The organism is Nonomuraea roseola, from assembly GCF_039535395.1.
Lineage (GTDB): Bacteria > Actinomycetota > Actinomycetes > Streptosporangiales > Streptosporangiaceae > Nonomuraea > Nonomuraea roseola.
The window spans coordinates 70,550-93,279 of the sequence record NZ_BAAAXC010000013.1 but is presented as its reverse complement, the minus strand read 5'-3'; the positions used below and the strand labels follow the sequence as shown (position 1 = coordinate 93,279).

At 69.5% G+C, this 22,730-nt stretch carries 22 protein-coding genes; 15 read left to right on the top strand and 7 right to left on the bottom strand.

Translation table 11 applies throughout. The features are described from left to right. Window positions 1-690: 690 nt before the first annotated feature. The 3 genes from ABFX55_RS17125 to ABFX55_RS17115 are packed head-to-tail and all read right to left on the bottom strand — an operon-like array spanning window position 691 to window position 5,539. The gene (locus ABFX55_RS17125) at window positions 691-2,046 is read right to left on the bottom strand and encodes a family 2B encapsulin nanocompartment shell protein (protein WP_346122172.1); all 1,356 of its coding nucleotides are present in this window, start codon (window positions 2,044-2,046) and stop codon (window positions 691-693) included. Next, window positions 2,043-4,169 (bottom strand): terpene synthase family protein, encoded by a 2,127-nt coding sequence (locus tag ABFX55_RS17120; RefSeq protein WP_346122171.1) that lies wholly within the window; start codon window positions 4,167-4,169, stop codon window positions 2,043-2,045. Before ABFX55_RS17120 ends, ABFX55_RS17125 begins: the two co-directional genes overlap by 4 nt. Beyond that, on the bottom strand, window positions 4,169-5,539 hold the full coding sequence (locus ABFX55_RS17115) for a family 2B encapsulin nanocompartment shell protein (protein WP_346122169.1): 1,371 nt from the start codon (window positions 5,537-5,539) through the stop codon (window positions 4,169-4,171). Before ABFX55_RS17115 ends, ABFX55_RS17120 begins: the two co-directional genes overlap by 1 nt. Window positions 5,540-5,670: 131 nt before the next feature. Between ABFX55_RS17115 and ABFX55_RS17110 the strand changes: the two genes are divergently transcribed. Beyond that, a complete protein-coding gene (locus ABFX55_RS17110) occupies window positions 5,671-6,819 on the top strand; it encodes an acyltransferase family protein (protein WP_346122168.1) in 1,149 nt (382 codons plus the stop codon). Between the two features lie 85 nt (window positions 6,820-6,904). Beyond that, window positions 6,905-8,419, top strand: coding sequence for a depupylase/deamidase Dop (gene dop, locus ABFX55_RS17105; RefSeq protein WP_346122166.1), 1,515 nt, complete (start codon window positions 6,905-6,907; stop codon window positions 8,417-8,419). A 59-nt stretch (window positions 8,420-8,478) separates the two neighbouring features. Here the strand turns inward: dop and ABFX55_RS17100 are convergent, their stop codons facing one another. After that, window positions 8,479-8,883, bottom strand: coding sequence for a hypothetical protein (locus tag ABFX55_RS17100; protein WP_346122164.1), 405 nt, complete (start codon window positions 8,881-8,883; stop codon window positions 8,479-8,481). 147 nt (window positions 8,884-9,030) lie between these two features. Between ABFX55_RS17100 and ABFX55_RS17095 the strand changes: the two genes are divergently transcribed. The 3 genes from ABFX55_RS17095 (at window position 9,031) to ABFX55_RS17085 (ending at window position 11,326) form a co-directional block, all read left to right on the top strand. Beyond that, entirely contained in the window at window positions 9,031-9,240 is a 210-nt protein-coding gene (locus ABFX55_RS17095; RefSeq protein WP_183661680.1) for a ubiquitin-like protein Pup, read from the top strand. A gap of 33 nt (window positions 9,241-9,273) precedes the next feature. Further along, complete coding sequence (locus ABFX55_RS17090) at window positions 9,274-10,257, top strand: endonuclease VII domain-containing protein (protein ID WP_346122162.1); 984 nt, start codon at window positions 9,274-9,276, stop codon at window positions 10,255-10,257. A 214-nt stretch (window positions 10,258-10,471) separates the two neighbouring features. Further along, window positions 10,472-11,326, top strand: coding sequence for an alpha/beta fold hydrolase (locus ABFX55_RS17085; protein WP_346122160.1), 855 nt, complete (start codon window positions 10,472-10,474; stop codon window positions 11,324-11,326). Here ABFX55_RS17085 and ABFX55_RS17080 read toward each other — a convergent pair. After that, window positions 11,323-12,342, bottom strand: coding sequence for a DNA polymerase IV (locus ABFX55_RS17080; RefSeq protein WP_346122159.1), 1,020 nt, complete (start codon window positions 12,340-12,342; stop codon window positions 11,323-11,325). The two genes, ABFX55_RS17085 and ABFX55_RS17080, sit on opposite strands and share 4 nt — an antisense overlap. Before the next feature lie 211 nt (window positions 12,343-12,553). Between ABFX55_RS17080 and prcB the strand changes: the two genes are divergently transcribed. The 3 genes from prcB (at window position 12,554) to ABFX55_RS17065 (ending at window position 15,162) form a co-directional block, all read left to right on the top strand. Then, a complete protein-coding gene (gene prcB, locus ABFX55_RS17075; RefSeq protein WP_379479154.1) occupies window positions 12,554-13,402 on the top strand; it encodes a proteasome subunit beta in 849 nt (282 codons plus the stop codon). Between the two features lie 21 nt (window positions 13,403-13,423). Beyond that, window positions 13,424-14,182: a proteasome subunit alpha gene (gene prcA, locus ABFX55_RS17070; protein WP_346122157.1), complete on the top strand. Its 759-nt coding sequence runs from the start codon at window positions 13,424-13,426 to the stop codon at window positions 14,180-14,182. 449 nt (window positions 14,183-14,631) lie between these two features. Beyond that, on the top strand, window positions 14,632-15,162 hold the full coding sequence (locus ABFX55_RS17065) for a hypothetical protein (protein WP_346122155.1): 531 nt from the start codon (window positions 14,632-14,634) through the stop codon (window positions 15,160-15,162). On the opposite strand, the gene ABFX55_RS17060 is transcribed toward ABFX55_RS17065, so the two are convergent. Continuing rightward, window positions 15,141-15,875, bottom strand: a complete 735-nt coding sequence (locus ABFX55_RS17060; RefSeq protein ID WP_346122153.1) for a DUF3995 domain-containing protein — start codon at window positions 15,873-15,875, stop codon at window positions 15,141-15,143. The two genes, ABFX55_RS17065 and ABFX55_RS17060, sit on opposite strands and share 22 nt — an antisense overlap. 166 nt (window positions 15,876-16,041) lie before the next feature. Here ABFX55_RS17060 and ABFX55_RS17055 point away from each other — a divergent pair, with 166 nt between their 5' ends. From ABFX55_RS17055 to ABFX55_RS17025, 7 genes are all read left to right on the top strand, one after another. Beyond that, window positions 16,042-16,527, top strand: coding sequence for an RNA polymerase sigma factor (locus ABFX55_RS17055; protein ID WP_346122151.1), 486 nt, complete (start codon window positions 16,042-16,044; stop codon window positions 16,525-16,527). Beyond that, window positions 16,518-16,988 (top strand): SRPBCC family protein, encoded by a 471-nt coding sequence (locus tag ABFX55_RS17050; protein ID WP_346122149.1) that lies wholly within the window; start codon window positions 16,518-16,520, stop codon window positions 16,986-16,988. Before ABFX55_RS17055 ends, ABFX55_RS17050 begins: the two co-directional genes overlap by 10 nt. Before the next feature lie 66 nt (window positions 16,989-17,054). Continuing rightward, window positions 17,055-18,413, top strand: coding sequence for a Pup--protein ligase (gene pafA / locus ABFX55_RS17045; protein ID WP_346122147.1), 1,359 nt, complete (start codon window positions 17,055-17,057; stop codon window positions 18,411-18,413). A 122-nt stretch (window positions 18,414-18,535) separates the two neighbouring features. Then, window positions 18,536-19,435 (top strand): FKBP-type peptidyl-prolyl cis-trans isomerase, encoded by a 900-nt coding sequence (locus ABFX55_RS17040; protein ID WP_346122145.1) that lies wholly within the window; start codon window positions 18,536-18,538, stop codon window positions 19,433-19,435. Between the two features lie 90 nt (window positions 19,436-19,525). Next, window positions 19,526-20,416, top strand: a complete 891-nt coding sequence (locus tag ABFX55_RS17035; RefSeq protein WP_346122143.1) for an FKBP-type peptidyl-prolyl cis-trans isomerase — start codon at window positions 19,526-19,528, stop codon at window positions 20,414-20,416. Window positions 20,417-20,436: 20 nt separating this feature from the next. Further along, window positions 20,437-21,072: a helix-turn-helix transcriptional regulator gene (locus tag ABFX55_RS17030; RefSeq protein ID WP_346122141.1), complete on the top strand. Its 636-nt coding sequence runs from the start codon at window positions 20,437-20,439 to the stop codon at window positions 21,070-21,072. Between the two features lie 13 nt (window positions 21,073-21,085). After that, window positions 21,086-21,574: a DUF3291 domain-containing protein gene (locus ABFX55_RS17025; protein ID WP_346122140.1), complete on the top strand. Its 489-nt coding sequence runs from the start codon at window positions 21,086-21,088 to the stop codon at window positions 21,572-21,574. Here the strand turns inward: ABFX55_RS17025 and ABFX55_RS17020 are convergent. Then, complete coding sequence (locus ABFX55_RS17020; RefSeq protein ID WP_346122138.1) at window positions 21,511-22,683, bottom strand: monooxygenase; 1,173 nt, start codon at window positions 22,681-22,683, stop codon at window positions 21,511-21,513. The genes ABFX55_RS17025 and ABFX55_RS17020 overlap by 64 nt on opposite strands. Between the last annotated feature and the right edge of the window lie 47 nt (window positions 22,684-22,730).

Here is a 22,730-nt window from a genome sequence, read left to right as displayed (position 1 = left end):
CTCATACAACGGAGAACGTCCTCCTGGCGGGACGACTGGAGGGAGACCGGCCCAGACGGCGCTCGAGCCGCTCAACGTGCCGCTGACAGGCTCGGCGTCGCCGCGATCCGCTCCTCCCCCTGCAGCCGTCAGGTGCGTGGTTCGGGGCGCACCGGCCGCTCGTCGACGTGGCCTACGCGCCGACGGGGCCGCCTCCCGGCGACCGGTGTGCGGCGAGATCGCGCGGCCACCACCTGCTCGACGATGTGCTCGCGCTGAGCGCGGGCCACGGCAGCAGGAGGCCGCGGGCGAGGATCCTCCACCGTGGCCGTGTCCGATGGAGGCGATCGCTCCCGCGCCGCCGGTTACGTGGACGGGGCCCACCGAGCCGAGCCCGCTGTCGGTGGCCACCTCTCGCGCCGCCGGTTACGTGGGCAGGGTCCACCGAGTCGAGCTCGCTGTCGGTGGCCACCTCGCGCCGCCGGTGACGTGGACGGGGTCCACCGAGTCGAGCTCGCCGTCGGTCGTCACGTCCCGTGCCGCCGATTACGTGGGCAGGGGCCTCGCCGATGGGAAATGATCCTGGTCGGCGACGCCCCCTCGCGCCGTGGGGAGGGCGCGGCGTCCGCTCGCGCCCTCCAGCGGGCTCTGTCGCCCCCCCCGTCTCTCGGCGGCCCCGGCGGAGGCGTCCAGGGGCCGCTGGTCCTGCGGCTAGCCCACCTCGACGCTCTCCAGCAGCCCGAGCGCGTCGGGGACCAGGACGGCCGCCGAATGGTAGGCGGTGACCAGGTAGGAGATGATCGCCTGATCGGAGATCCCGGTGAAGCGCACCGACAGGCCCGGCTCGCGCTCGTCGGGCAGCCCCGTGCGGCGCAGCCCGATCACCCCCTGGTCGTCCTGGCCCAGGCGCATGGCCATGATCGAGGTCAGCCCCCTGTCGGTGACAGGGATCTTGTCGCACGGCAGCAGCGGCACGCCCCGCCAGGCGATCACCCTGCCCCCCTGCACCTCGGTCACCGCCGGATAGAGCCCTCGTGCGTTGCACTCGCGGCCGAACGCGGCGATCGCCAGGGGATGGGCCAGCAAGCAGTGCGTCTTCCTGCGCCTGGACAGCAGCTCGTCCAGGTCGTCAGGGGTGGGAGGCCCCGAGCGGGTGTGGACGCGCTGCCTGAGATCGGCGTTGTGCAGCAGGCCGAACTCCCTGTTGTTGACCAGCTCGTGCTCCTGCCTTTCGCGCAGGGCGTGGACGGTCAGCCGCAGCTGCTGTTCCACCTGGTCCATCGGGTCGCTGTAGAGGTCGGCGACCCTGGTGTGCACCCGCAGAATCGTCTGCGCCACGCTCAGCTCGTACACGCGCGGCGACAGGTCGTAGTCGACGAACGTGCCCGGCAGCCTGGCCTCGCCCACGTGACCCGCCGCCAGCGCCACCTCCGCCTCGCCGTACCTGTTCTGCGGCTTCGGCGCTCCCGAAGGCGTCAGATGGGCACGCAGGGCGGGGGAGCGGTCCAGCAGCGCCCGCAGGGCGGGCGCCGGCAACGCCAGGACGGTGCAGGCGGTGAGGGCGCGGACGGTGAACGCCCACAAGGGGGAGCCGCCGGTCAGCAGCGCGTCACCCACGTGGTCGCCGTCGGCCAGCCGCCCGAGCCCGGCCGAGCCGTCGTAGGCGCCACGCGCCGACTTCTCCAGCTTGCCGTGCGCGACCAGCAGCACCTCCTCGACGGGACGGCCCTGCTCGACGACGACCTGGTCCGGCTCGTACTCCCGCTGCTCGAACAGCCCCGCGAGCTCCGCCAGCGCCTCGGCGTCGTCGAAGCCCCGCAGCGCGGGCAGCTCGCACAGCTCACCCGGGATCACCCTGACATCGGCGCCCGTCGAGGTGAAGCTCACCCTGCCGTCGCCGACCTGGTAGGTGAGGCGCCGGTTGACGCGGTAGGCGCCGCCCGTCACCTCCACCCACGGCAGCACCCGCAGCAGATGCCGAGGGGTGATCTCCTGCATGAACGGCACGGACTTGGTGGTGGTCGCCAGATTCCTGGCGGCCGCCGTGCTCAGACTCAGCGCGGTCACGAGGCGGTCCTCCCCAGCAGCGTGCCGATCCTCGTGCCGGCGGTGCCCAGCCCCGTCGGGCCGGGCACCCAGCGGGCACCCTTCAGCGTCGCCTCGTCATAGCGCCTGCACTCCCTGTGCCAGCGCAGGATGGCGGCCATCCAGTCACCCAGCTCGGCGACGTAGTCGGCCACCGACGCGCGCAGCCGCGCGTCGGCGTCCATGTCGTCGAGCAGGGCGGGCAGGTCGAACTCCGCCACCTTCTGGAACTGCCGCATCCTGGCCGTCACCAGCGAGCCGACCAGCTCGGCCGCCCTCGGCAGGTCGCAGTCGAAGAACGTCTGCACGACCAGCACCATGTTGTGCAGCTCGCCCTCGTACTCGATCTCCTTCTGGTAGGAGAACAGGTCGTTGAGCATGCAGCAGTAGTCGTTGGCCGCGGCGACCATCGCCGTCATCGGCCGCGACCCCCACACCTCGGAGGGGATCGTCCGCCCGGGCGCCAGCCGCGCCAGAGCCATCGTCATGTCCGAGCCGAACGTCTTGCGCCGCATCTCCACGTAGTCGACGGGATCGGGAACCCTGTTCTGGATGTGGTTGGCCAACTCCCACACCCAGCTGGCGGTCATCGCCTCCACCCCCGCCCTGAACTCGGCCCTGCCCTCGGGCGACATCGGCCCCGCCGTACGGAGCCACAGGTCGGCCAGGCCGCGCTCCACGGGGTTGGCCGCGACCGCGGTCACGACCAGATCGAGCGGCATGAACTCCGACAGGCGGCGGTTGAACGCCTTGGCCCCCACGAAGTCGCGGGAGCGGCCGAAGACCACCGGCAGATAGTCGTCGCCGTAGGTGCCCCAGCTCAGCCAGTCAGTGGCCAGGACGAGCTCCTCCAGGCTCGCGTCGGGGTCGATGCCGGCGGCGCACAGCGCCAGGTCGTAGCCGTCATGGCTGTCCCTGTCCCACACCATCGTGTAGAAGCCCATCGCCTCCGCGTAGTCGAGAGTCGCCCTGCGCGCCTCGTCCAGGTGCGGGTTCTCCCGCGCCTGGAACGGCATGAAGATCTCCGGCAGCGGCAGGTGGCCCACCTTCCGGTGCGGGACGTGGGTGTGGTTGCGCAGCCCGCCGGGGCCCATGACATGCCGGGGCGAGACGTGGAAGCCCGTACGCCCGCCGCCGTTCATGTAGCGGTTGGAACGCATGTGCCACTCGTGCCCACCCGACTGCCAGTCCTGCAGGCCCCGCGCGTAGCGCAGCACCGCCTCCTGCTCGTGCGGCGGCAGCGCGTACTCCGCGAACAACACGGGCAGCTCGGTGAAGGTCGTGTGCTCGAAGACGTGCAGGCGCGAGGTCAGCAGGTCGTTGGTGATCTCGGCCGCCTTCTGGGTGTCGCAGCCGAGGAAGCGCTCCACGACCAGCACGCAGTTGGACAGCTCGCCCTCCTCCTCCACCTCCCGCTGATAGGAGAACAGGTCGTTGCGCAGATGCACCGCGTCGGCGAAGGTCTCCGTCAACACCCTGATCGGGCGGCTGCCGACCACCCTCTCCGGCACCTCCACCCCCACGGCGTGCTCCACCAGGCAGGCCGACCACGGAGCGCCGCCGACCTTGCGGCGCTCCTCGATGTACTCGATCGGATTGGACACCTGGCCGTCCTCGATGTGGAACAGCTCCCACATCGACTCCTGCATCAGCTCGTGGTTGGTCCTGGTGAACCGCTCGCGCCACAGCCGCGACATGCCGGGCACCGTACGGGCCCACAGATCCTTCAGCCCGCGCTCCACCGCATTGACCGGCTCGGGCGGATCGTCGGTCATGAACAGGTCGAGCCTGTCGAGGTAGGCCTGGCCGCCCACCACGTCGCGGGTCCGCTTGAACGTCTCGAGGAAGTGGTCGTCGAAGTAGAAGACCCAGACGTACCAGTCGGTGACCAGGTCGAGTTCGGCGGCGTCGCACTCGGGATGTGTGTAGGCGCACAGCAGCCCGTAGTCCATGCCGTCGAACCTGCGCTCCTCCCAGATCTCCGGGTCGTCCAGCATGCCCATCTCCCGCGCCCACTCCTTGGTGTGGGCGCGGGCGCTCTCGACGTGCGGGTTGAGCCTGGCCGGATACGGGAGGTAGAAGTCGGGGAGCTCGAAGGGGCCCATCAGCCGACTTCGACGCTTTCCAGGATGCCCAGCGCGTCCGGCACGAGCACGGCGGCCGAGTAGTAGGTGGTCACCAGGTAGGAGATGACCGCCTGGTCGTTGATGCCCATGAAGCGCACCGAAAGGCCCGGCTGGTACTCGTCGGGCAGGCCGACGCGGTTCAGGCCGATCACACCCTGGTTGGCCTCGCCCAGGCGCATCGCCATCATCGAGGTGACGCCCTTGTCGCTGACCGGGATCTTGTTGCAGGGCAGCACGGGAATGCCCCGCCAGGCGGGCACGCTCTGCCCGCCGTACTCGGTGTTGGACGGATAGAGACCCCTGGCGTTGCACTCGCGGGCGAAGGCCGCGATCGCCTTCGGGTGCGCCAGGATGACCGCGGGGTCCTTCCACACCTTGGCCAGCAGCTCGTCGAGGTCGTCGGGGGTCGGAGGGCCCGAGCGGGTGTGGATGCGCTGCTTCAGGTCGGCGTTGTGCAGCAGGCCGAACTCCCTGTTGTTGACCAGCTCGTCCTCCTGCCGCTCCCTCAGCGCCTCGATCGTCAGCCGCAACTGCTGCTCGGTCTGGTTCATCGGCTCGTTGTAGAGGTCGGCGACCCTGGAGTGGACACGCAGGATCGTCTGGGCCACGCTCAGTTCGTACTGCCTCGGCTTCAGCTCGTAGTCGACGAAGGTGCCGGGCAGCCTGGCCTCGCCCACATGGCCGGCGGCCAGCGCGATCGCGGCCTCGCCGTGATCGTTCTGCGCCCGGTCGGCGGGGCTCGAGGCGCTGTCGAGGTGCGCCCGCAACGACGCGGAGGAGTTGACCACCTCGCGGAAGGCGTGCGCGGGCATCGTCAGCACCGTGCAGGCCGTCACCGCCCTGGCCGTGTACTCCCACTCGCCGTCCTGGCCCAGCAGAACCTGCTCGCCCAGGTAGTCGCCGTCGGCGAGCACCCCCAGCACGCTCTCGTTGTCATAGGCGCCCTGCGCCACCTTCGCCACCTTGCCGTGCGCGATGAGCACCACCTCGTCGCGCGGCCGCCCCGCCTCGACGATCGCCTCACCCTGGGCCACCTCCCGCTGCGAGAAACGGCTCGACAGCGCGGCCAGCGCGTCCTGGTCCTCGAACCCGCGCAGCGCGGGCAGCTCGGCCAGCTCGCCGGGGATGACCCGCACGTCCGCGCCCGTCGAGGAGAAGGTCACCCGCCCGTCGCCCAGCGCGTACGTGAGCCGGCGGTTGACCCGGTAGACCCCGCCGATCGCCTGGACCCAGGGCAGGACCCGCAGCAGGTGCCGCGAGGTGATCTCCTGCATCTGCGGCACCGACTTGGTCGTCGTCGCCAGGTTCCGTGCCGCCGCTGTGCCAAGGCTGAGCTGGTCGTCCGTCATTCCCTCACCCATCCGTTCCGGAGGACTTCGACACGCTCAGTTATCCACAGCTGACGCAAAGTGAAACCTCGAAATGGCAAAGTCTCACCAGCCTCACGGAACCCAACCGCAACAGAACCCGTCAAAAGGGCGTGCACAGACGACGGAAGAGCGCCGGACGGCCACAGGGAACCGGGCGGCTCGCGGAGCTCGACCTGCTTCGCTTCATAGCGGCCATGGCCGTCCTCGCCTTCCACTTCTTCGTCGCCTTCGCCTCCGTCTGGGGTGAACGGCCCGCGACGCTGTTCCCCTGGCTGGCACCCGTGGCGGGGCTCGGCATCCTCGGCGTCGAACTGTTCTTCGTGATCAGCGGCTTCGTCATCCTCATGACGATCTGGGGTAGGGGGCTCGGGGCGTTCGCCTGGTCCAGGTTCGTGCGGCTCTACCCCGCCTACTGGATGAGCCTCGCCGCCGTGGCCGTCGTGTACGGCGTGCTGGCCGCCGAACCTCTGAACCCCAAGCTGTCGGCGGGCGAGTACGCGACCAACGCCACCATGTTCCAGCGGCTGTTCGGCGTGCAGGACGCCAGCGGCGTCTACTGGTCGCTCTGGGCCGAACTACGCTTCTACCTGCTGATCTCCATCCTGGTCATCGCAGGCGTCACCTACGGGCGGGTCCTGGCCTTCATGGGCCTCTGGCTGGCCGCCGCGCTCCCCGTGCACTTCCTCGGCGCCCACGTCGCCTTCTTCCGCGAAGAGGCCGTCCTGCAGATCGTCATGCCCGGCTACGCCGGATACTTCATCGCCGGCATGGCGCTGTACCTCATCCACCGGTTCGGCTCGGCCTGGCTGCCCTGGCTGCTGTTCGCCGCCTCATGGGTGCTGTCGGTGGACTCCGCCCTCGTCCGTGTGGCCAAACGCGTCACAGCGGCCGGCGCCAAGGCCATGCCCGTCACGGACTTCGGCGTGGTCTTCACCATCACGCTGATCTTCGCCGTCATGGCCATGGTCGCGCTCGGCTACCTCAGGATGCCGTCCTCGCCCGCGCTGACCGCGCTCGGCGGGACCACCTACCCGCTCTACCTCTTCCACAGCGTCGTCGCCGTGGCCCTGATCCCGCCGCTGGTCGGCACGATGCCCGCCTGGATCATCGGCGTGATCGCCACGCTTGTGACCCTGGTCTTGTCGTATCTTGTCTATTCCTGTGCCGAACGACCTCTTCAGCGACTCCTCCGGCCTCGCCGCTCACCGCAAAGCACGCCAATGCCCGCCGTACAGGCTGAAAAGGCGTCGGTGCCATAACTCTGTGACCCTCAGGGACTGTGAAGGGCATAGGCTCGGGCATATAAACGGCGGATAGACAGACCCGGACGAACAGAGGGTGCGCATGACGGTGCGTCGGGTGATGGGCATCGAGACCGAGTACGGCATCTCCGTACCCGGCCAGCCAGGCGCCAACGCGATGGTGACCTCCTCACAGGTCGTGAACGCCTACCTGGCCGCCTCGGCCGCCAGGGCGCGCAGAGCGCGGTGGGACTTCGAGGAGGAGAACCCCCTTCGTGATGCCAGGGGCTTCGATCTGGCCCGCGAGGTCGCCGACCCCAGCCAGCTGACCGACGAGGACCTCGGCCTGGCCAACGTCATCCTCACCAACGGAGCGCGCCTCTACGTCGACCACGCCCATCCCGAATACTCCACGCCCGAGTGCACCAACCCTCGTGCGGCCGTCATCTGGGACAAGGCGGGCGAGCGGGTGATGTACGACGCCGCAGTGCGCGCCTCGGCCATCCCCACCAACGCGCCCATCCAGCTCTACAAGAACAACACCGACGCCAAGGGCGCCTCCTACGGCTGCCACGAGAACTACCTCATGCGCAGGGCCACGCCCTTCGCCGACATCGTCAGGCACCTGACCCCCTTCTTCGTCTCGCGCCAGGTCGTGGTGGGCGCCGGCAAGGTCGGCATCGGCCAGGACTCCCGCGGCGAAGGCTTCCAGATCAGCCAGCGAGCCGACTTCTTCGAGGTCGAGGTGGGCCTGGAGACGACGCTCAAGCGGCCCATCATCAACACCCGCGACGAGCCGCACGCCGACCCCGAGAAATACCGCCGCCTGCACGTGATCATCGGCGACGCCAACATGTCGGAGATCTCGACCTACCTGAAGCTCGGGACCACCGCCCTCGTCCTGGCCATGATCGAGGACAACTTCCTCACCCGCGACCTGGCCGTCGACAACCCCGTCCAGGCGCTGCGCGCGGTCTCCCACGACCCCACCTGCCGCTACGAGATCCCGATGCGCGACGGGCGCAAGCTCACCGCCGTCCAGCTGCAGATGGAATACCTCGAGCAGGCCCGCAAGTACGTCGAGGAGCGCGGCACCGCCACCGAGGAGATGAACAAGGACATCCTCGACCGCTGGGAGTCCGTCCTCACCCGCCTGGCCGAGGACCCCATGCAGCTCTCCCGCGAACTCGACTGGGTCGCCAAGCTTGAGCTCCTCGAGGGCTACCGCACCCGCGACGGCCTGGCATGGTCCCACCCGCGCCTGCAACTGGTCGACCTGCAGTACTCCGACATCAGGCCCGATCGCGGCCTCTACAACCGCCTGGTCGCCCGCGGGCGCATGCAGCGCCTGGTCACCGAGGAACAGGTGCAGCGCGCCGTCGAGAACCCGCCCACCGACACCCGCGCCTACTTCCGCGGGCGCTGCCTGCGCCAGTACAGCGAGTCGGTCGCGGCCGCCTCCTGGGACTCCGTCATCTTCGACATCCCCGGACGCGAGTCCCTCCAGCGGGTGCCGACCCTCGAGCCGTTGCGCGGCACCAAGGCCCACGTCGGCGAGCTGTTCGACCGCTGCCGCACCGCCGGCGAGCTCGTGGCGGCCCTGACCGGCGGAGACTAGCCGAAGCCCTCTCCCGCGGGTGCGCGCGTCCTGCGCGTCCCCGGGAGACGGCGTGCCCGCTAGAGCAGCGAGACGCCCAGCGTCAGCGTCCCCGCGGCCAGCGAGAGACCACCCGCGAAGGTGAGCCAGATCAGCCGGCTCGGCTTCGTGTCGCTCGGACGGACCACCGACAGGAAGAAGCCCAGCGGCATCAGGATCGGCGCCGCGACGATCAGCGTGCGCACCAGCGTCCTCATCCCGTCCGTCAGCGGCGACGCGTCGATGTACAGCAGGGCGACCAGGCTGAACAGCACCAGCACGCCCGCGTGAGCGTGTCCCGCCCTCCAGAGCCCTCGGCGGACCGGGTTGTCGTTGTATCCGGGGACGTTGCGCATGAGGTAGGTCAGCAGCGTGACGCCGCCGTAGGCGACGCCCGGGACTGTGATGAGCAACACACCCGCGGTGCTCAGGGTCGAAGGGGACATTCGGGACCTCCTGTGGGATAGGGCTCCAGTATTGGATAGGAGCGCTATCCAGTCAACCCGCTGAAGATCGCGGGGCATGAGGCGCGCAATGTCGGTCGGTTCGGGGAAGATATCCAGTAGAGGCAGTCCCCCAAGCGGAGGTTGATCATGGCGAACAGGGACACCGGCGGTCAGAAGCAGACCGGTCGTCGCGAGAACGAGGTCGAGGAGACCGAGGCCTCGGCAGGCGGCGATGTGCAGGAGCGGCAGGAGAAGCTGACCGACGACGTCGACGCGATCCTGGACGAAATCGACGAAGTTCTCGAAGAGAACGCAGAGGAGTTCGTGCGCTCGTACGTCCAAAAGGGCGGAGAGTAGGGCAAAACGGACAGGCGAAAGGTGCTAGATCGGGTGGAAACGCCGGGTGGGGTTAAGTGGTGTTCGGATTGTGGAGAGACCAAGGCGCTCTCCGAGTTCGGGCTCAACAAGCGCATGGCCCACGGGCGTGCGCGCTACTGCAAGACCTGCTTCCGGGTGAAGTCCACCCAGAGCTACCGCAAGCGCAAAGCCGAGCAAGGAAAGACCGTGCGCGAGCGAGTAGCGGCGCCTGAGGGGCACAAGTACTGCCCCCGCTGTCATGAGATCAAGACCAGTGGCGAGTTCGGCAGGAACCGGTCGCAGAAGGACGGGCTGACCGACTACTGCAAGCCGTGTCACACGCAGGCCATGCGTGAGATCAAGATCAAGAATTACGGTAGTGAGCGGAACTATCAGCTCAAGTACCGCTATGGCATAACAGAGGACGACTTCGAGCGGATGCTCGCCCAGCAGGGCGGGCTCTGCGCCATCTGCCGGGTGGTGCCCGGCACGCACGTCGACCACTGCCACACGAGCGGTCTGGTGCGGGGTGTTCTCTGTTTCAACTGCAACAACGCGCTGGGTCACTTCATGGACGATGTCGTGCTCATGGAGGTGGCCGCCCACTATCTCGACGGCGTCGTGCTGTGGCCGGACTATGTGATCCTGCCCGGGCCGCGGAGTGGATCCGCGGCGCCGACCAGGACGTATCACCTGTCGCAGCGCTATCGGATGCGGCACGAGGACGTGGAGAGGATGATCGGCGCTCAGCACGGCCTGTGCGCCGTCTGCTGGGATCGTCCGCCCGAGCATGTGGATCACTGTCATCGTTCGGGTGATGTGCGGTATGCGTTGTGTCTGCCGTGCAATACGGGGATCGGGCAGTTCAGGGATGACGCGGGGGTCGTGCGGAGGGCGATCTCGTATCTGGAGGCGACCTTCGTCGAGTGGGAGTTGGGGGAGGACGAGCTGGCCGAGCTGGCGCGCCAGGAGGATGCGCGGTGGTCTGAGTTCCTGTCGCGGGCGTCGCTCGTGTAGGTGATCGGGGGGTCGTCGGCCGGGTGTTCACCGGCCGGGTCATGCCGCCGGAGTGGGCTTGGCATGCAGGGTTCCGCCGTTGCCTTCGCCGGTCTGTCCCGGTGGACGGTGAGGTGGGTGGCCCATGCGACCATGTGCCATGGTCATTCCTCCCGCGTTCGTCACCGTCGGTGAAGGTCACCGGTTGGCGGTCCGTCGTAGCGGCCACGGTGGCGTGCCGCTGCTGCTTGTGCACGGCTTTCCCTGTACGAGCCTCATCTGGTCGCACAACATCGAGGAGCTCGCAGCGGCGGGCTTCGATGTCGCCGCCCCTGACCTGCGCGGCTACGGCGACTCCGATTTCGCTCCCGACGGCTTCTACGACTTCGCGGCCTTCAACGCCGACCTGACCGGCCTCATGGACGCCTTCGGCTGGGAGCGGGCGGTCGTCGCGGGGCACGATCTCGGTGCGATGATCGCCATCGATCTGGCCACCCGTCACCCCGGCAGGGTCGACAGGCTGGTGGTGCTCGACGATTCGATGCCCGATCTTCCCGAGGCGTTCGCCGCGGCCGGGATCCCGCCGGGCACGCCCAAGCCGGCCGTCTACGACTACCAGCGTCGCCAGGGCCTGCACGCCGATGAGCTGGTCGCCGAGCTGGACACCCCCGAGCGGCGGCGCCGCTACATCGGCGAGTTCTTCGGCCATCGGATGTGGTGTCCGCCCGGTGCGTTCAGTGAGGCCGATCTCGAGGTGCTGACCGAGCCGTACGGTGACGCCGACCGGTTGCGGGCCTCCTTCGCCGACTACGAGGTGGTGATGGGCGCGCGTCCCATGTCGGCCCCCGAGATGACCGACAGGCCGGTCCAGCAGCCCACGCTGGTGCTCGTGGGGCCCGATCAGGTGACGCTCGGCGAGCACGTCGAGGAGCGGTGCGCGATCGCCTATCCGCAGGTCGTGGGGCCCTTCTGGGTGCGGGGGGCGGGGCACTTCATGCCGTGGGAGAAGCCGACGGTGGTCAACCGCGCCATCCGGTCGTTCTGTGGGGACCTGCTGGCGCGCCACGCGGACTCCAAGGGGGCGCTCTAGCCGTACTCCACCGAGACGCCGAGCAGGCGGACGGGCCGGCCGTGGTCGAAGCGGTCGAAGACGGCGAGGGCGGCCTGTTCGATGGTGGCGGCGTCGTGGGTGGGTTCGGGCAGCTTCGCCTGACGGGTGTGGGTGGTGAACGGGGCCGAGCGGACCTTCACCGTGACGCGGACGACAGGCCGTCCTTCGGTCTCGGCCGCCAGCCGTACGGCCAGGGCGGCGATCTGGGCGCGCATCGCGGCTGGGTCGGTGAGGTCCTGGGTGAAGGTGGTCTCGTGGCTGTGGCCGCGGGGCACCCACGGGGTGGTGGTGACGGTGCTCTCGCCCTTGCCGAGCGCCAGGTAGCGCAGCCAGGGGCCGTTGGTCGGGCCGAAGCGGGCCGCGAGTTCGGTGGGGTCGGCGGCGGCGAGCTGGGTGACCGTGCGCAGGCCGAGGTCGGCGAGCTTCTTGCCGGTCTTGGCGCCGATGCCCCACAGGGCCGTGGTCGGACGCTCTCCCATGACCTCGGGCCAGGTGTCGGTGGTGAGGCGGGAGACGCCTGAGGGCTTCTCGAACTGGGCGGCGAGCTTGGCCTGGTGTTTGTTGTCGCCGATGCCGATCGAGCAGGTGAGCCCGGTCTTGTCGGTGACGGCGCGCTGGATGTCGCGGGCGAGAGCCTCGGGGTCGTCGGTGCGGGCGCCGAGGAAGGCCTCGTCGAGGCCCCACACCTCGACGGTGACGGGGAAGGTGTGCAGGAGCGTCATGACGGCGGCGCTGGCGGACTCGTAGGCGGGCAGGTCGATGGGGAGGTAGACGGCGTCAGGGCAGCGTCTGAGGGCTGTGCGCATGGGCAGGCCGGAGTGCACGCCGTACTCGCGGGCCTCGTAGGAGGCGGTGGCGACGACGGTGCGAGGGGTGGTGGGGTCGCCGTTGCCGCCGACGACGACGACGGGACGGCCACGCAGCTCGGGGTTGCGCAGGATCTCCACCGCCGCCATGAAGGCGTCGAGGTCGAGATGGAGCACCCAGTCGCGCATGGTGTCCAGTATGGACGGGTGCGGACGATCATCGCAGCTCGGCGGGGGAGCGGGCGGAATCGCTACGAGGACGTTGTCACGACATATCGACAATCCGGTCGGTCACTTGGCGCAGAAATGGTTCGCGCTCAGCTGATCGTGGGAAGTGCATGCACCAGCACAACATGAGTAGGGTCGCCCCTAAGGACACTGAGGTTTTGGAGGGAGTCGCGTGGCACAGCACAGGGATCTGCCCGCCGGCTTGATGAGCCAGCTCTTCGTGAACAACGGAAATTCCTCGTTCTCCGAGTTCGTCGGCAGGCACGCTCCTGACCTACTGCCGGCGCGCGGCGAGGCGCTGGCCACGCCGGTCGGGGACCAGGTGCCGCACGCGACCACGATCGTGGCCGCCACCTGCGCCGGCGGTGTGGTGATGGCGGGCGACCGCAGGGCGACGTCGGGGAACGTGATCTCGCAGCGAGACATAGAGAAGGTCTTCAGGACCGACGACTACTCCTGCATGGGCATCGCGGGCACGGCCAGCACGGGCATCGAGATGGCCAGGCTCTACCGGGTGGAGCTGGAGCACTACGAGAAGATGGAGGGCCGCACGCTGTCGGTGGCCGGCAAGGCCAACCGGCTGGCGACGATGATCCGCGGCAACCTCGCGATGGCGATGCAGGGCCTGGTGGTCGTGCCGCTGTTCGCCGCCTACGACCCCGAGCGCGACAGCGGGCGGATCTTCAGCTACGACGTCGCGGGCGGGCCGTACGAGCGCGACAAGTTCGACGCGATCGGCTCTGGCTCGATCTTCGCCAGGGGCTCGCTGAAGAAGCTCTACAGGGAGAACGCCTCCGCCGACGACATCGTGACAACGGTGATCCAGGCGCTGTACGACGCCGCGGACGACGACTCGGCCACCGGCGGTCCCGACGTGACGAGGAAGATCTGGCCGATCGTCTCCGTCATCGACGCCGACGGCTTCCGCCGCCTCAGCGACGAACAGGTCGCCGGCGTGGTCCAGCGGATGCTCGAGGACCGCATGATCTCCCCTGACGGCCCCATCGCCCCGCTGCGCTAGAAAGGACCTGCCGAAGTGTCCATGCCTTTTGGATATGCATCGCCCGAGCAGATCATGCGCGACAAGGCCGACTACGCGCGCAAGGGCATCGCGCGCGGCCGCAGCGTGGTGGTGCTGCAGTACGTCGACGGCATCCTGTTCGTCGCCCCGAACCCCTCGAGGGCGCTGCACAAGGTGAGCGAGATCTACGACAGGATCGGCTTCGCCGCGGTGGGCCGCTACAACGAGTTCGAGGAGCTGCGGCTCGGCGGCATCCGCTACGCCGACATCAACGGCTACACCTACGACCGCACCGACGTGACGGGCAGGGGGCTGGCCAACCTCTACGCCTCCAACCTCGGTCGGATCTTCACCGAGTCGATCAAGTCCCTCGAGGTCGAGGTGGTGGTGGCCGAGGTGGGCGACACCGCCGACGGCGACGCCATCTACCGGCTCACCTTCGACGGCTCGGTCTTCGACGAGCACGGTTTCGCGGCGATGGGCGGCCAGGCCGAGGCGGTGGCGACCCGGTTGAAGGAGCGCTATCGCGAGGGGATGACGCTGGCCGAGGCGCTGGAGGTGGCGCTGGCGGCGCTGACCGAGCCGGGCGGCGAGCGCCCGCCCGCCAACCAGCTGGAGGTGGCGGTCCTCGACCGCAACCGCGAGCACCGCAAGTTCCAGCGCCTGGCGGGTCCCCGGCTGGAGCGCCTGCTCCCGGCCGCTCCGGCGCCCGCGGCCTCCGACGACGAGGACAGCCCGCCCACCGCCCCGGCGTCCGGCGCCGGCGACGGCACCGAATAACCCACCAGCCCGGCAGGCGCATGTACCGGCCCGCAGAGGGCACCAGTCTGTACGGCAGGCGATGCTACGGCCACCGGGGTCACTCGGTGGCCGTCCGTCTTCCACGCTCCTCCAGCGCGACTCCGGCCCTCGCCGTCACATCGCCCCGCACACCCACTGACCCCGGCCCCGCGGCGAGGCCGCTCGCGCCCCGCCCCATGGGGAGGTCGGAGCACCCAGCCCTACGGTGACATCGCCCCCGCACGCGCTCCGGCTGGCGCATCGCCTTTCGCACACCCGTCGGCCTCGGCTACCGCCGTGCGCTCGTCTCCCGCGCATCGCCGGCCGACGGCAGGGGATTGGGGTCGACTTCATCGCTCACCGTCATCTGCCCCGCACTCTCGATGGATGTGACCGGGATCACGTGATCCCGCGCGAACCGGGGCTCCAGGTTGTGGATCAAAGAGCGTGTGAAGACGAGAACCCTCGCGACCGGCGTAGCCGTGCTCGCCTGTTCCCTGGCCCTCACCGGCGGTCTGGCCGCCCAGGCGGAGGCCGGGGCGATCCCGAAGTACAAGGCGCCCCAGATCTTCGGGACGACCTTTCAGGCCGACCCCGGCCATGACTTCACCAAGGGTCTCCACTCGCGCCGCAACGGCATTCTGCGCGGCTGGATCACGGCTGTGCGGAGCGACGGCACCGCCGAGTACGAGCCGATCAAGTGGAAGAGGGGCAAGCACACCGAGGGCTTCTTCGTCGGTCCTCCCGAGGGCGACGTGACCGCCTACGCCTCGCCGATCGCCAAGAAGGTGGTCTTCCTCAGCGCCTCGGGCTGCGGCGGGTCGGGCGTGGGCATGACGGTCGACCGCAGGACCGGCCTGGGCAACAAGAGTTGCTCGAGGAGCGCGCTGATCAAGCGGGCGAAGGCGGGCCAGCGGGCCTCGCTCATCACGGTCCACAAGGGCGAGATCGTGAAGGTTCAGGAGATCTTCACTCCGTGATCGCGCGCGGGACCGTCCGCGGGGGCGGCGGTCCCGCGAGCCACGACGACGGCCACGAACAGCGCCAGGCACAGCGGCGTGTACAGCAGGGCGTTGAGCCAGTAGAACGGCGTTGAGGTCTGCACGCCGATTCCGAGGGTCCACACGAGGCCGAGCACGGCGCGCGCCAGCACACCGAGCGCCAACACCCCGGTGACCAGCCGCACCACGCGCCTCACCAGGGGTCCCGGCATGCGCCGAGCCCCCACCACTTCGGCGACTCCGAGGGCACCGAGCCCGCCAGCGCCACCGCCAGCGCCACCGTCGCCGCCGTCGGCTCCGGCGTCACCATCGCCGGCTTCGGTACCTCCGGTGCCACCAAGGCCGCCGACGCCGCCGTTCCCGGCCCTGTCGGCTCCGCTCGCGCTGTTCCCGATGGCGTGCACTCCGCTCGCGTCGTTCCCTGCGCCGTCGGCTCCGGTCGCGCCGGTCCCGACGTCGCCGAGTCTGGTGGTGGTGAGCAGGGCCGCGGCGGCGGTCAGGAGGGCGGTGGCCAGGGGGAGTAGCACGCGGGGCGTGAAGGGCACCTCCGCGTTGAGTACCGCCAGGGACAGGGTCCTGACGTCGGGGGCGGGCCAGGTGGCGCCCGTCGTCCAGTAGAGGTGGGCGGCGGCGTCCACGGCCAGGACGGTGGCCGCCGCGAAGGCGGCGCGCGCTCTTGTCTTTCGCTTCATGTCCACCAAGGAGGCCGCGCGGAGTCCGGGGGTTCCCGCTTGTGACGCTCCTCACAGGAGGGAACCGATCTTTCCGCCTGTCACTCTTGGCAGGTATGAGGACAGTGACGCGCGCCGCACGGCCGGTACGGCCCCGCGTGGGGCGCCGCCGGGGCCGGGAGCGCCAGTGGTAGATCCGGAGCTGCTGAGGGCCGCCCAGGGCGGCGACACGATGGCGATGAACGACGTGCTGGACGAGCTGTCGCCGTACGTCTTCAAGATCTGTGGTGCGATCGCGCCGCAGTACGGCCCCGACGCGGCGCAGGAGACGCTGATCGCGGTCTTCCGTCATCTGGCGGGGGTGCGGGAGCCCGCGGCGCTGCGCGGCTGGGTGCGGGCGATCGCGGTGCGCGAGGCCGTGCGGATGGCCAAGAGGAACCCGCCAGGGCGCGAGGCCGCGGGGGAGCGGGCCGCCAGGGACGGCGGCGAGCTGTCGGTCGAGGTGCGCGACGTGCTGGCGCGGCTGTCTCCCGAGCACCGGGCGGTGCTGGTCCTGCGCGACCTGGAGGGGCTCGACGAGGAGCAGGCGGCCGCGGTGCTCGGCCTGCCCAAGGGCACGGTGAAGTCCCGCCTGCACAGGGCGCGGCTCGGATTCAGAAGGGCATGGCAGTGAACATGGCGGTCAACGATGATCTGGATTCTGTACGGCGCCTGCGTGTCATGGCGGCCGCGACCCCCGGCTGCGTGGTGGTGGAGCGCGTGATCGCCGCGCCGTTCGAGGAGGTGTGGGCCGTCGCCGCCGACCTGGAGGGCGAGCTGCCGCGCTACCAGCCCAGCGTCAAGACGCTCAGGGTCACCCCGGGCGAGGGCGACAGGCTGGAGGCGGTCGCTCTCGGAAGGGCGGGGCTGTGCGCGAGTTTCGCGGCCGTGCTGCGTCCCGGCTGGTGCTGGATGCAGAGCCGCACCAGCGTGTTCGGGCTCGCGGCCGTCCCCGTCGAGGGCGGCACGCTGCTCGGCCGCGCGGGCGCGACGCGGCGGCGGGGGCTGCGGATGGTCGCCGCGCCGCTGCTCAGGCGGGCCTTCGCCGCCGAGCTCGACAGGTTCGAGTCTCGTGTCAGGCAACGCGCTCAGTAATCGAAAGAAAACTGAAACACGCGAAGATCTCTCCCGCTGGCCTTTTCGGGGAACTAGTGTGAGGTGATGGATCGTCGCATCTTCGGGCTGGAGAACGAGTACGGCGTGACCTGCACGTTCAGGGGGCAGCGCAGGCTGTCGCCTGACGAGGTCGCTCGTTACCTGTTCCGCCGGGTCGTCTCCTGGGGCCGATCGAGCAATGTCTTCCTCCGCAACGGCGCGCGTCTCTACCTCGACGTGGGCAGCCACCCCGAGTACGCAACACCAGAGTGTGACAACGTCATCGAGCTCGTCACCCACGACAAGGCGGGCGAGCGCATCCTTGAGGGCCTGCTCGTCGACGCCGAGAAGCGGCTGCGCGAAGAGGGCATCGCGGGTGACATCTACCTGTTCAAGAACAACACCGACTCGGCCGGGAACTCCTACGGCTGTCACGAGAACTATCTGGTCGGCAGGCACGGCGAGTTCGGCCGCCTGGCCGACGTGCTGATCCCGTTCCTGGTCACCAGGCAGATCATCTGCGGCGCGGGCAAGGTGCTGCAGACGCCGCGCGGCGCGGTCTACTGCGTCTCCCAGCGGGCCGAGCACATCTGGGAGGGCGTCTCCAGCGCCACGACCAGGTCCAGGCCCATCATCAACACGCGCGACGAGCCGCACGCCGACGCCGAGCGCTTCCGCAGGCTGCACGTCATCGTCGGCGACTCCAACATGAGCGAGGCGACCATGCTGCTCAAGGTCGGCGCCACCGACCTGGTGCTGCGCATGATCGAGGCGGGCACGGTGATGCGCGACCTGTCGCTGGAGAACCCGATCAGGGCCATCCGCGAGGTCTCCCACGACATGACGGGACGCCGCAGGGTGCGCCTGGCCAACGGGCGCGAGGCCTCCTCGCTGGAGATCCAGCAGGAGTACCTCACCAAGGCCAAGGACTTCGTCGACAGGCGCGGTGGCGACCCCATCGCCCGCAGGGTGCTGGAGTTGTGGGAGCGCACCCTGCACGCGGTCGAGACCGGCAACCTCGACCTCGTCTCCCGCGAGATCGACTGGGTGACGAAGTACCAGCTCATCGAGCGCTACCGCAAGAAGTACGACCTGCCGCTGTCGAGCCCTCGCGTGGCCCAGCTCGACCTGGCCTACCACGACGTGCACAGGCGGCGGGGCCTGTTCTACCTGCTGCAGAAGCGCGGCGCGGTCGAGCGGGTGGCCTCCGACCTGAAGATCTTCGAGGCCAAGTCGGTGCCGCCGCAGACCACCAGGGCGCGGCTGCGAGGGGAGTTCATCCGCAAGGCGCAGGAGAAGCGGCGCGACTTCACCGTCGACTGGGTGCACCTCAAGCTCAATGACCAGGCGCAGCGCACCGTGCTGTGCAAGGACCCGTTCCGAAGCGTCGACGAGAGGGTGGACAAGCTCATCGCCGGAATGTAGAGACCGTTTACCAGTTACTTATCAAGGTCGTACACGGGGGTCGGGTAGGGTGACGCGAACCTGTCCGACTTCCTTGAGGGAACTCCATGCGCCGCCGCCTGGCCGTACTTGCAGCAGTGCCTTTGATCTTCGCCGCAGCGTGCGGCACGCAGCCCGCCAGTGACACGTCCGCCGCGGCGTCCGGGCTGAAGGTCACAGGGAACGTGGGTGCCAAGCCCACGGTGACCTTCCCCGCCGGCGACCCCGCCAAGAAGTCGTCGGTGGAGGTGCTGAGCCCCGGCACGGGCGCCGGCGTCGCCAAGGGTGACACCGTGTTCGTGAACCTGTCCGTGTGGAGCTGGGACGGCAAGCAGAACACGCTCGAGGGCTCCACCTACGACACCAAGAAGACCGAGCCGATCACCGTCAACGACAACATGCCGAAGGTGATGATCGACGGCTTCGGCAAGACCAAGCTCGGCGGCCGGTTCATGACCGTGGTGGCCAACGACAGCTACACCGAGCAGGAGCTGGCCCAGGCCAAGCAGAACGGCGTCGACACCACCAAGCCGAGGGTCTTCGTCTTCGACCTGGTCTCCACGCTGCCCAAGGCCGCCCAGGGCGAGGCCAAGGACGTCAAGGTCAAGGGCGTGAAGCTGACCAACCCCGGCGGCGACGCCGCGCCGGTGCTGACGACCAAGACCTCCGACAAGCCGCCGGCCAAGCTGATCAACAAGACGGTCATCGAGGGCACGGGCCCGGCCATCAAGAAGAACCAGTCGGCCGTCGTCCACTACACCGGCAAGCTCTGGGGCAGCGACAAGCAGTTCGACTCCAGCTGGGGCAAGGACCCGTTCACCCTGCAGGGCGTCGGCACCGGCCAGGTCATCAAGGGCTGGGACCAGGCGCTCGAGGGCGCCAAGGTCGGCAGCCGCCTGCTGCTGGTGATCCCGCCGAACCTCGGCTACGGCGACAAGGACTCCGGCACCATCCCCGCCAGCAGCACGCTCGTCTTCGTGGTGGACGTTCTGGGCGCCTACTGACACGAAATCTGATAGACCGGTGGCCCGGTGGCAGAGTCTCTGCCGCCGGGCCATTCGTGTCCGACGGGGTGTGTCTCAGGGAGGACGTCCATGCGCCTGCTTCTGCTGCTGGTGCCGCTGGCGCTGCTGACCGCGTGTACGGGCGCCTCCGCGGGCGACGACCTCGACCTCAAGGTGGGCGGGCAGTTCGGGGCGAAGCCGACCATCGTCTTCCCCGACGGCAAGCCCTCGGCCGAGCTGCAGATCGACCAGCTCACCGCGGGCAAGGGCGCGAAGCTGGGCAAGGACGACGTGGCGATCGTGCAGTACACCGCGCACATCTGGGACGGCAGGGAGAACCGCCTGGTCGACTCCAGCTTCAACCGCGGCACGCCCGCCGCCTTCCCCGTCGGCCAGCTGCTGCCCGGGCTGGACAAAGCCCTGCAGGGCCGGGCCGTGGGCAGCAGGGTGATCGCCGCGATCCCGCCCAAGGACGGCTTCGGCGCCAACCCGCCGCAGGGCATCGGCCCGGACGACGGCCTGTTCTACGTGATCGACATCCTCGGCGCCCACGCCAGGGACGCCCACGCCTCGGGCGCCGGCGCGCTGGGCGGGGTCAGGGTGAGCGGCGCGGGCCGTCCGAAGCTGGTCATCCCCGCCGGCGCCGCGCCCCGCGCGTTCGCGGCGAAGGTGCTCGCGCGCGGTGAGGGGCCGAAGACCAGGGCGGGGCAGCTGCTCGTCACCCAGCACGAGGGCGCGGTGTGGGGCTCCAGGAGGGTCTTCGACTCCACGTGGAAGTCGGGCCAGCCCAAAGCGTTCAAGATCGGCGAGGGCAGCGTCATCAAGGGCTGGGACCGCGCGCTCGTGGGCGTCCCGACGGGCAGCAGGGTGCTGATGATCGTCCCGCCCTCCCACGGCTACGGCGCGACGGGCCATCCGCAGTTCGGCATCACGGCGACCGACACCCTGGTGTTCGTCGTGGACGTGCTGGCCGCCTACTAGGGGCTCGTAGACTCCCCGCTGTGAGCGACCTCGAGGCTTTGGCCCAGCTGAACGACCCCGTCCGACGCAGCCTGTACGCGTTCGTGTCGGCCAGCGGCGGTGAGGTGGGGCGCGGCGAGGCGGCGGCGGCCGCCGGGGTGTCCAGGACTCTGGCCGCCCACCACCTCGACAAGCTGGTCGAGGCGGGGCTGCTGGAGGCCGGGTTCAGGGCGCAGGAGCGCAAGGGTCCGGGCAGCGGCCGTCCCGCGAAGGTCTATCGCAGGGCGCGCGCGGAGCTGTCGGTGAGCCTGCCTCCTCGTGACTACGGCTCGCTGGCCTCGGTGCTGGCCGAGGTCGTCGACCTGCTGGGAGGCGAGGAGCAGGCCGAGGAGGCCGCGCGCAGGATGGGACGCAGGCTGGCGGCGGGGCGCGAGGCCGACGCGGTGGAGGTGCTGCGCGAGCGCGGTTACGAGCCCTACGCGGAGGAGGGTGAGGTCAGGCAGCGCAACTGCCCCTTCCACGCGCTGGCCGAGCGGCAGCCGCTGCTGGTGTGCTCGATGAACCTGGCGCTGTGCCAGGGGCTGCTCGAGGGCCTCGGCCAGGATCCGGGGCGCGCCAGACTCGACCCGCGACCAGGAGAATGCTGCGTCGCTCTTTCTAAAACCAATGAGAATTGACATAGTAGGGGTCATGCATCTCGCCCAGCTGAACATCGCACACCTGCGCGCCCCCCTCGACACCCCCGAACTGGCCGACTTCGTCGCCAACCTCGAACCCGTCAACCTGCTGTCCGACGCCGCGCCCGGTTTCGTGTGGCGGTTGAAGGAGAGCGAGAGCGACCCGACCGCCACCGTCCAGCACGAGTACGGCGACCACCTGGTGATCAACTTCTCGGTGTGGGAGTCGCGCGAGACGCTCTGGAACTTCGTCTACAAGAGCCCGCACATGGCCGTGCTCAGGCGGCGCAGGGAGTGGTTCCTTCGCATCGCCGACCCCTACAGCGTGATGTGGTGGGTCCCCGAGGGGACGATCCCCTCGCTCGCCGAGGGCATGGAGCGCCTTGACCGCCTCAGGGCAGAGGGGCCCGGCCCCGAGGCGTTCATCTTCAAGGACTTCTACGAGGCGACCACGATGCCCAGGCACATCTCGTCCTGGGTGCCCTCGCCCCAGACCACGTAGCGCGGCGGCAGGTCGCGCAGCAGCGGCAGCTGGGCGCGCAGCGAGGCGTCGTGGGTGCAGGTGGTGCGGATCGTGTCGCCGGGTTTGACGGTGACAGGCTCGGCCAGCGGCTGCAGCGCCTGGTTGTCGAAGTCGTAGCGCGGCACGTCGAGCAGGGTCCGCGCGCCTGATTTGCCGGGGTTCAGCTCCACCTTGATGGAGCGGCCCAGCAGGTGCATGTGCCCCGCCAGGGCGTGCAGCGTGGCGGGCTCCTGGATCGGCATGTCGCAGTGCTGGGTGGGGCCAGGTGAGGGTTCGCCTCCCGAGCACCACTTCACCAGGGCGGTGGTCTGCTCCTTGGCGTCCAGGCTGAAGCGCCTGCTCACGTCGGCGATGGCGGCCTCGCGCTCGCACAGCGCGCCCTTCTCCTCCGCCGTGCACGGCAGCTCGATGGGGGCCATGAACAGCTCGGTGCGCAGCGGCGTCAGCTTGCCGGTGGTGAGGCGCAGCCTGACACTCGACTGGTCCTCGCCCGCCGGACGGTCGCCGATGGCCAGCGTGCTGTAGTGCACCTGCATGATCAGCGCGCTGCCCGCGGCCATCGGGTAGCCGAGCTTCGGATCGAGCAGGATCTCGCTGGTGCCGGGCGCCCAGTGACCGATCCAGTCGGCGTCGCCCACCCCCGCGTCGCCGAAGCAGCCCCAGCCCTCGCCCGGCTCCTTGGCGTCGTGGGCGCGCACGCCCGCCACCTTGTCGGCGTCCACCCTGAACAGGATGGCGTGGTGCACCACGTCGCCGTTCTGCGCGGCGAACTGGGTGCCGGTCAGGAAGGTGTCGCCGTCCTTCAGACCAGGGTCGATGAGGAAGCAGCGGTATTCATCGGTGCCGCCGTTGGGGGGCTTGGGCGTGTAGGGCTTGGGCATCGTCAGCGTGACGAACCGCTCGCCCCCGCGCAGCGGCGCGGTGGCGGGTGCCGTCTCCGGGCTTCCGTGCAGGCCACTGTGAGCGCCGCTGTGCTGATCACTGGGCCGGGCGGTCGGCCGGGCGCCGCCGGAGACGGCGCCGCCCGCCCCGCAGGCGGTCAGGGCCAGCGCCAGGATCGTGAGCAGCGCGACACGAGTTCGCTTCATCACCTCACGATCCCCGCACGGAGGCGCCGTGTCGTCACTCCTCGGGA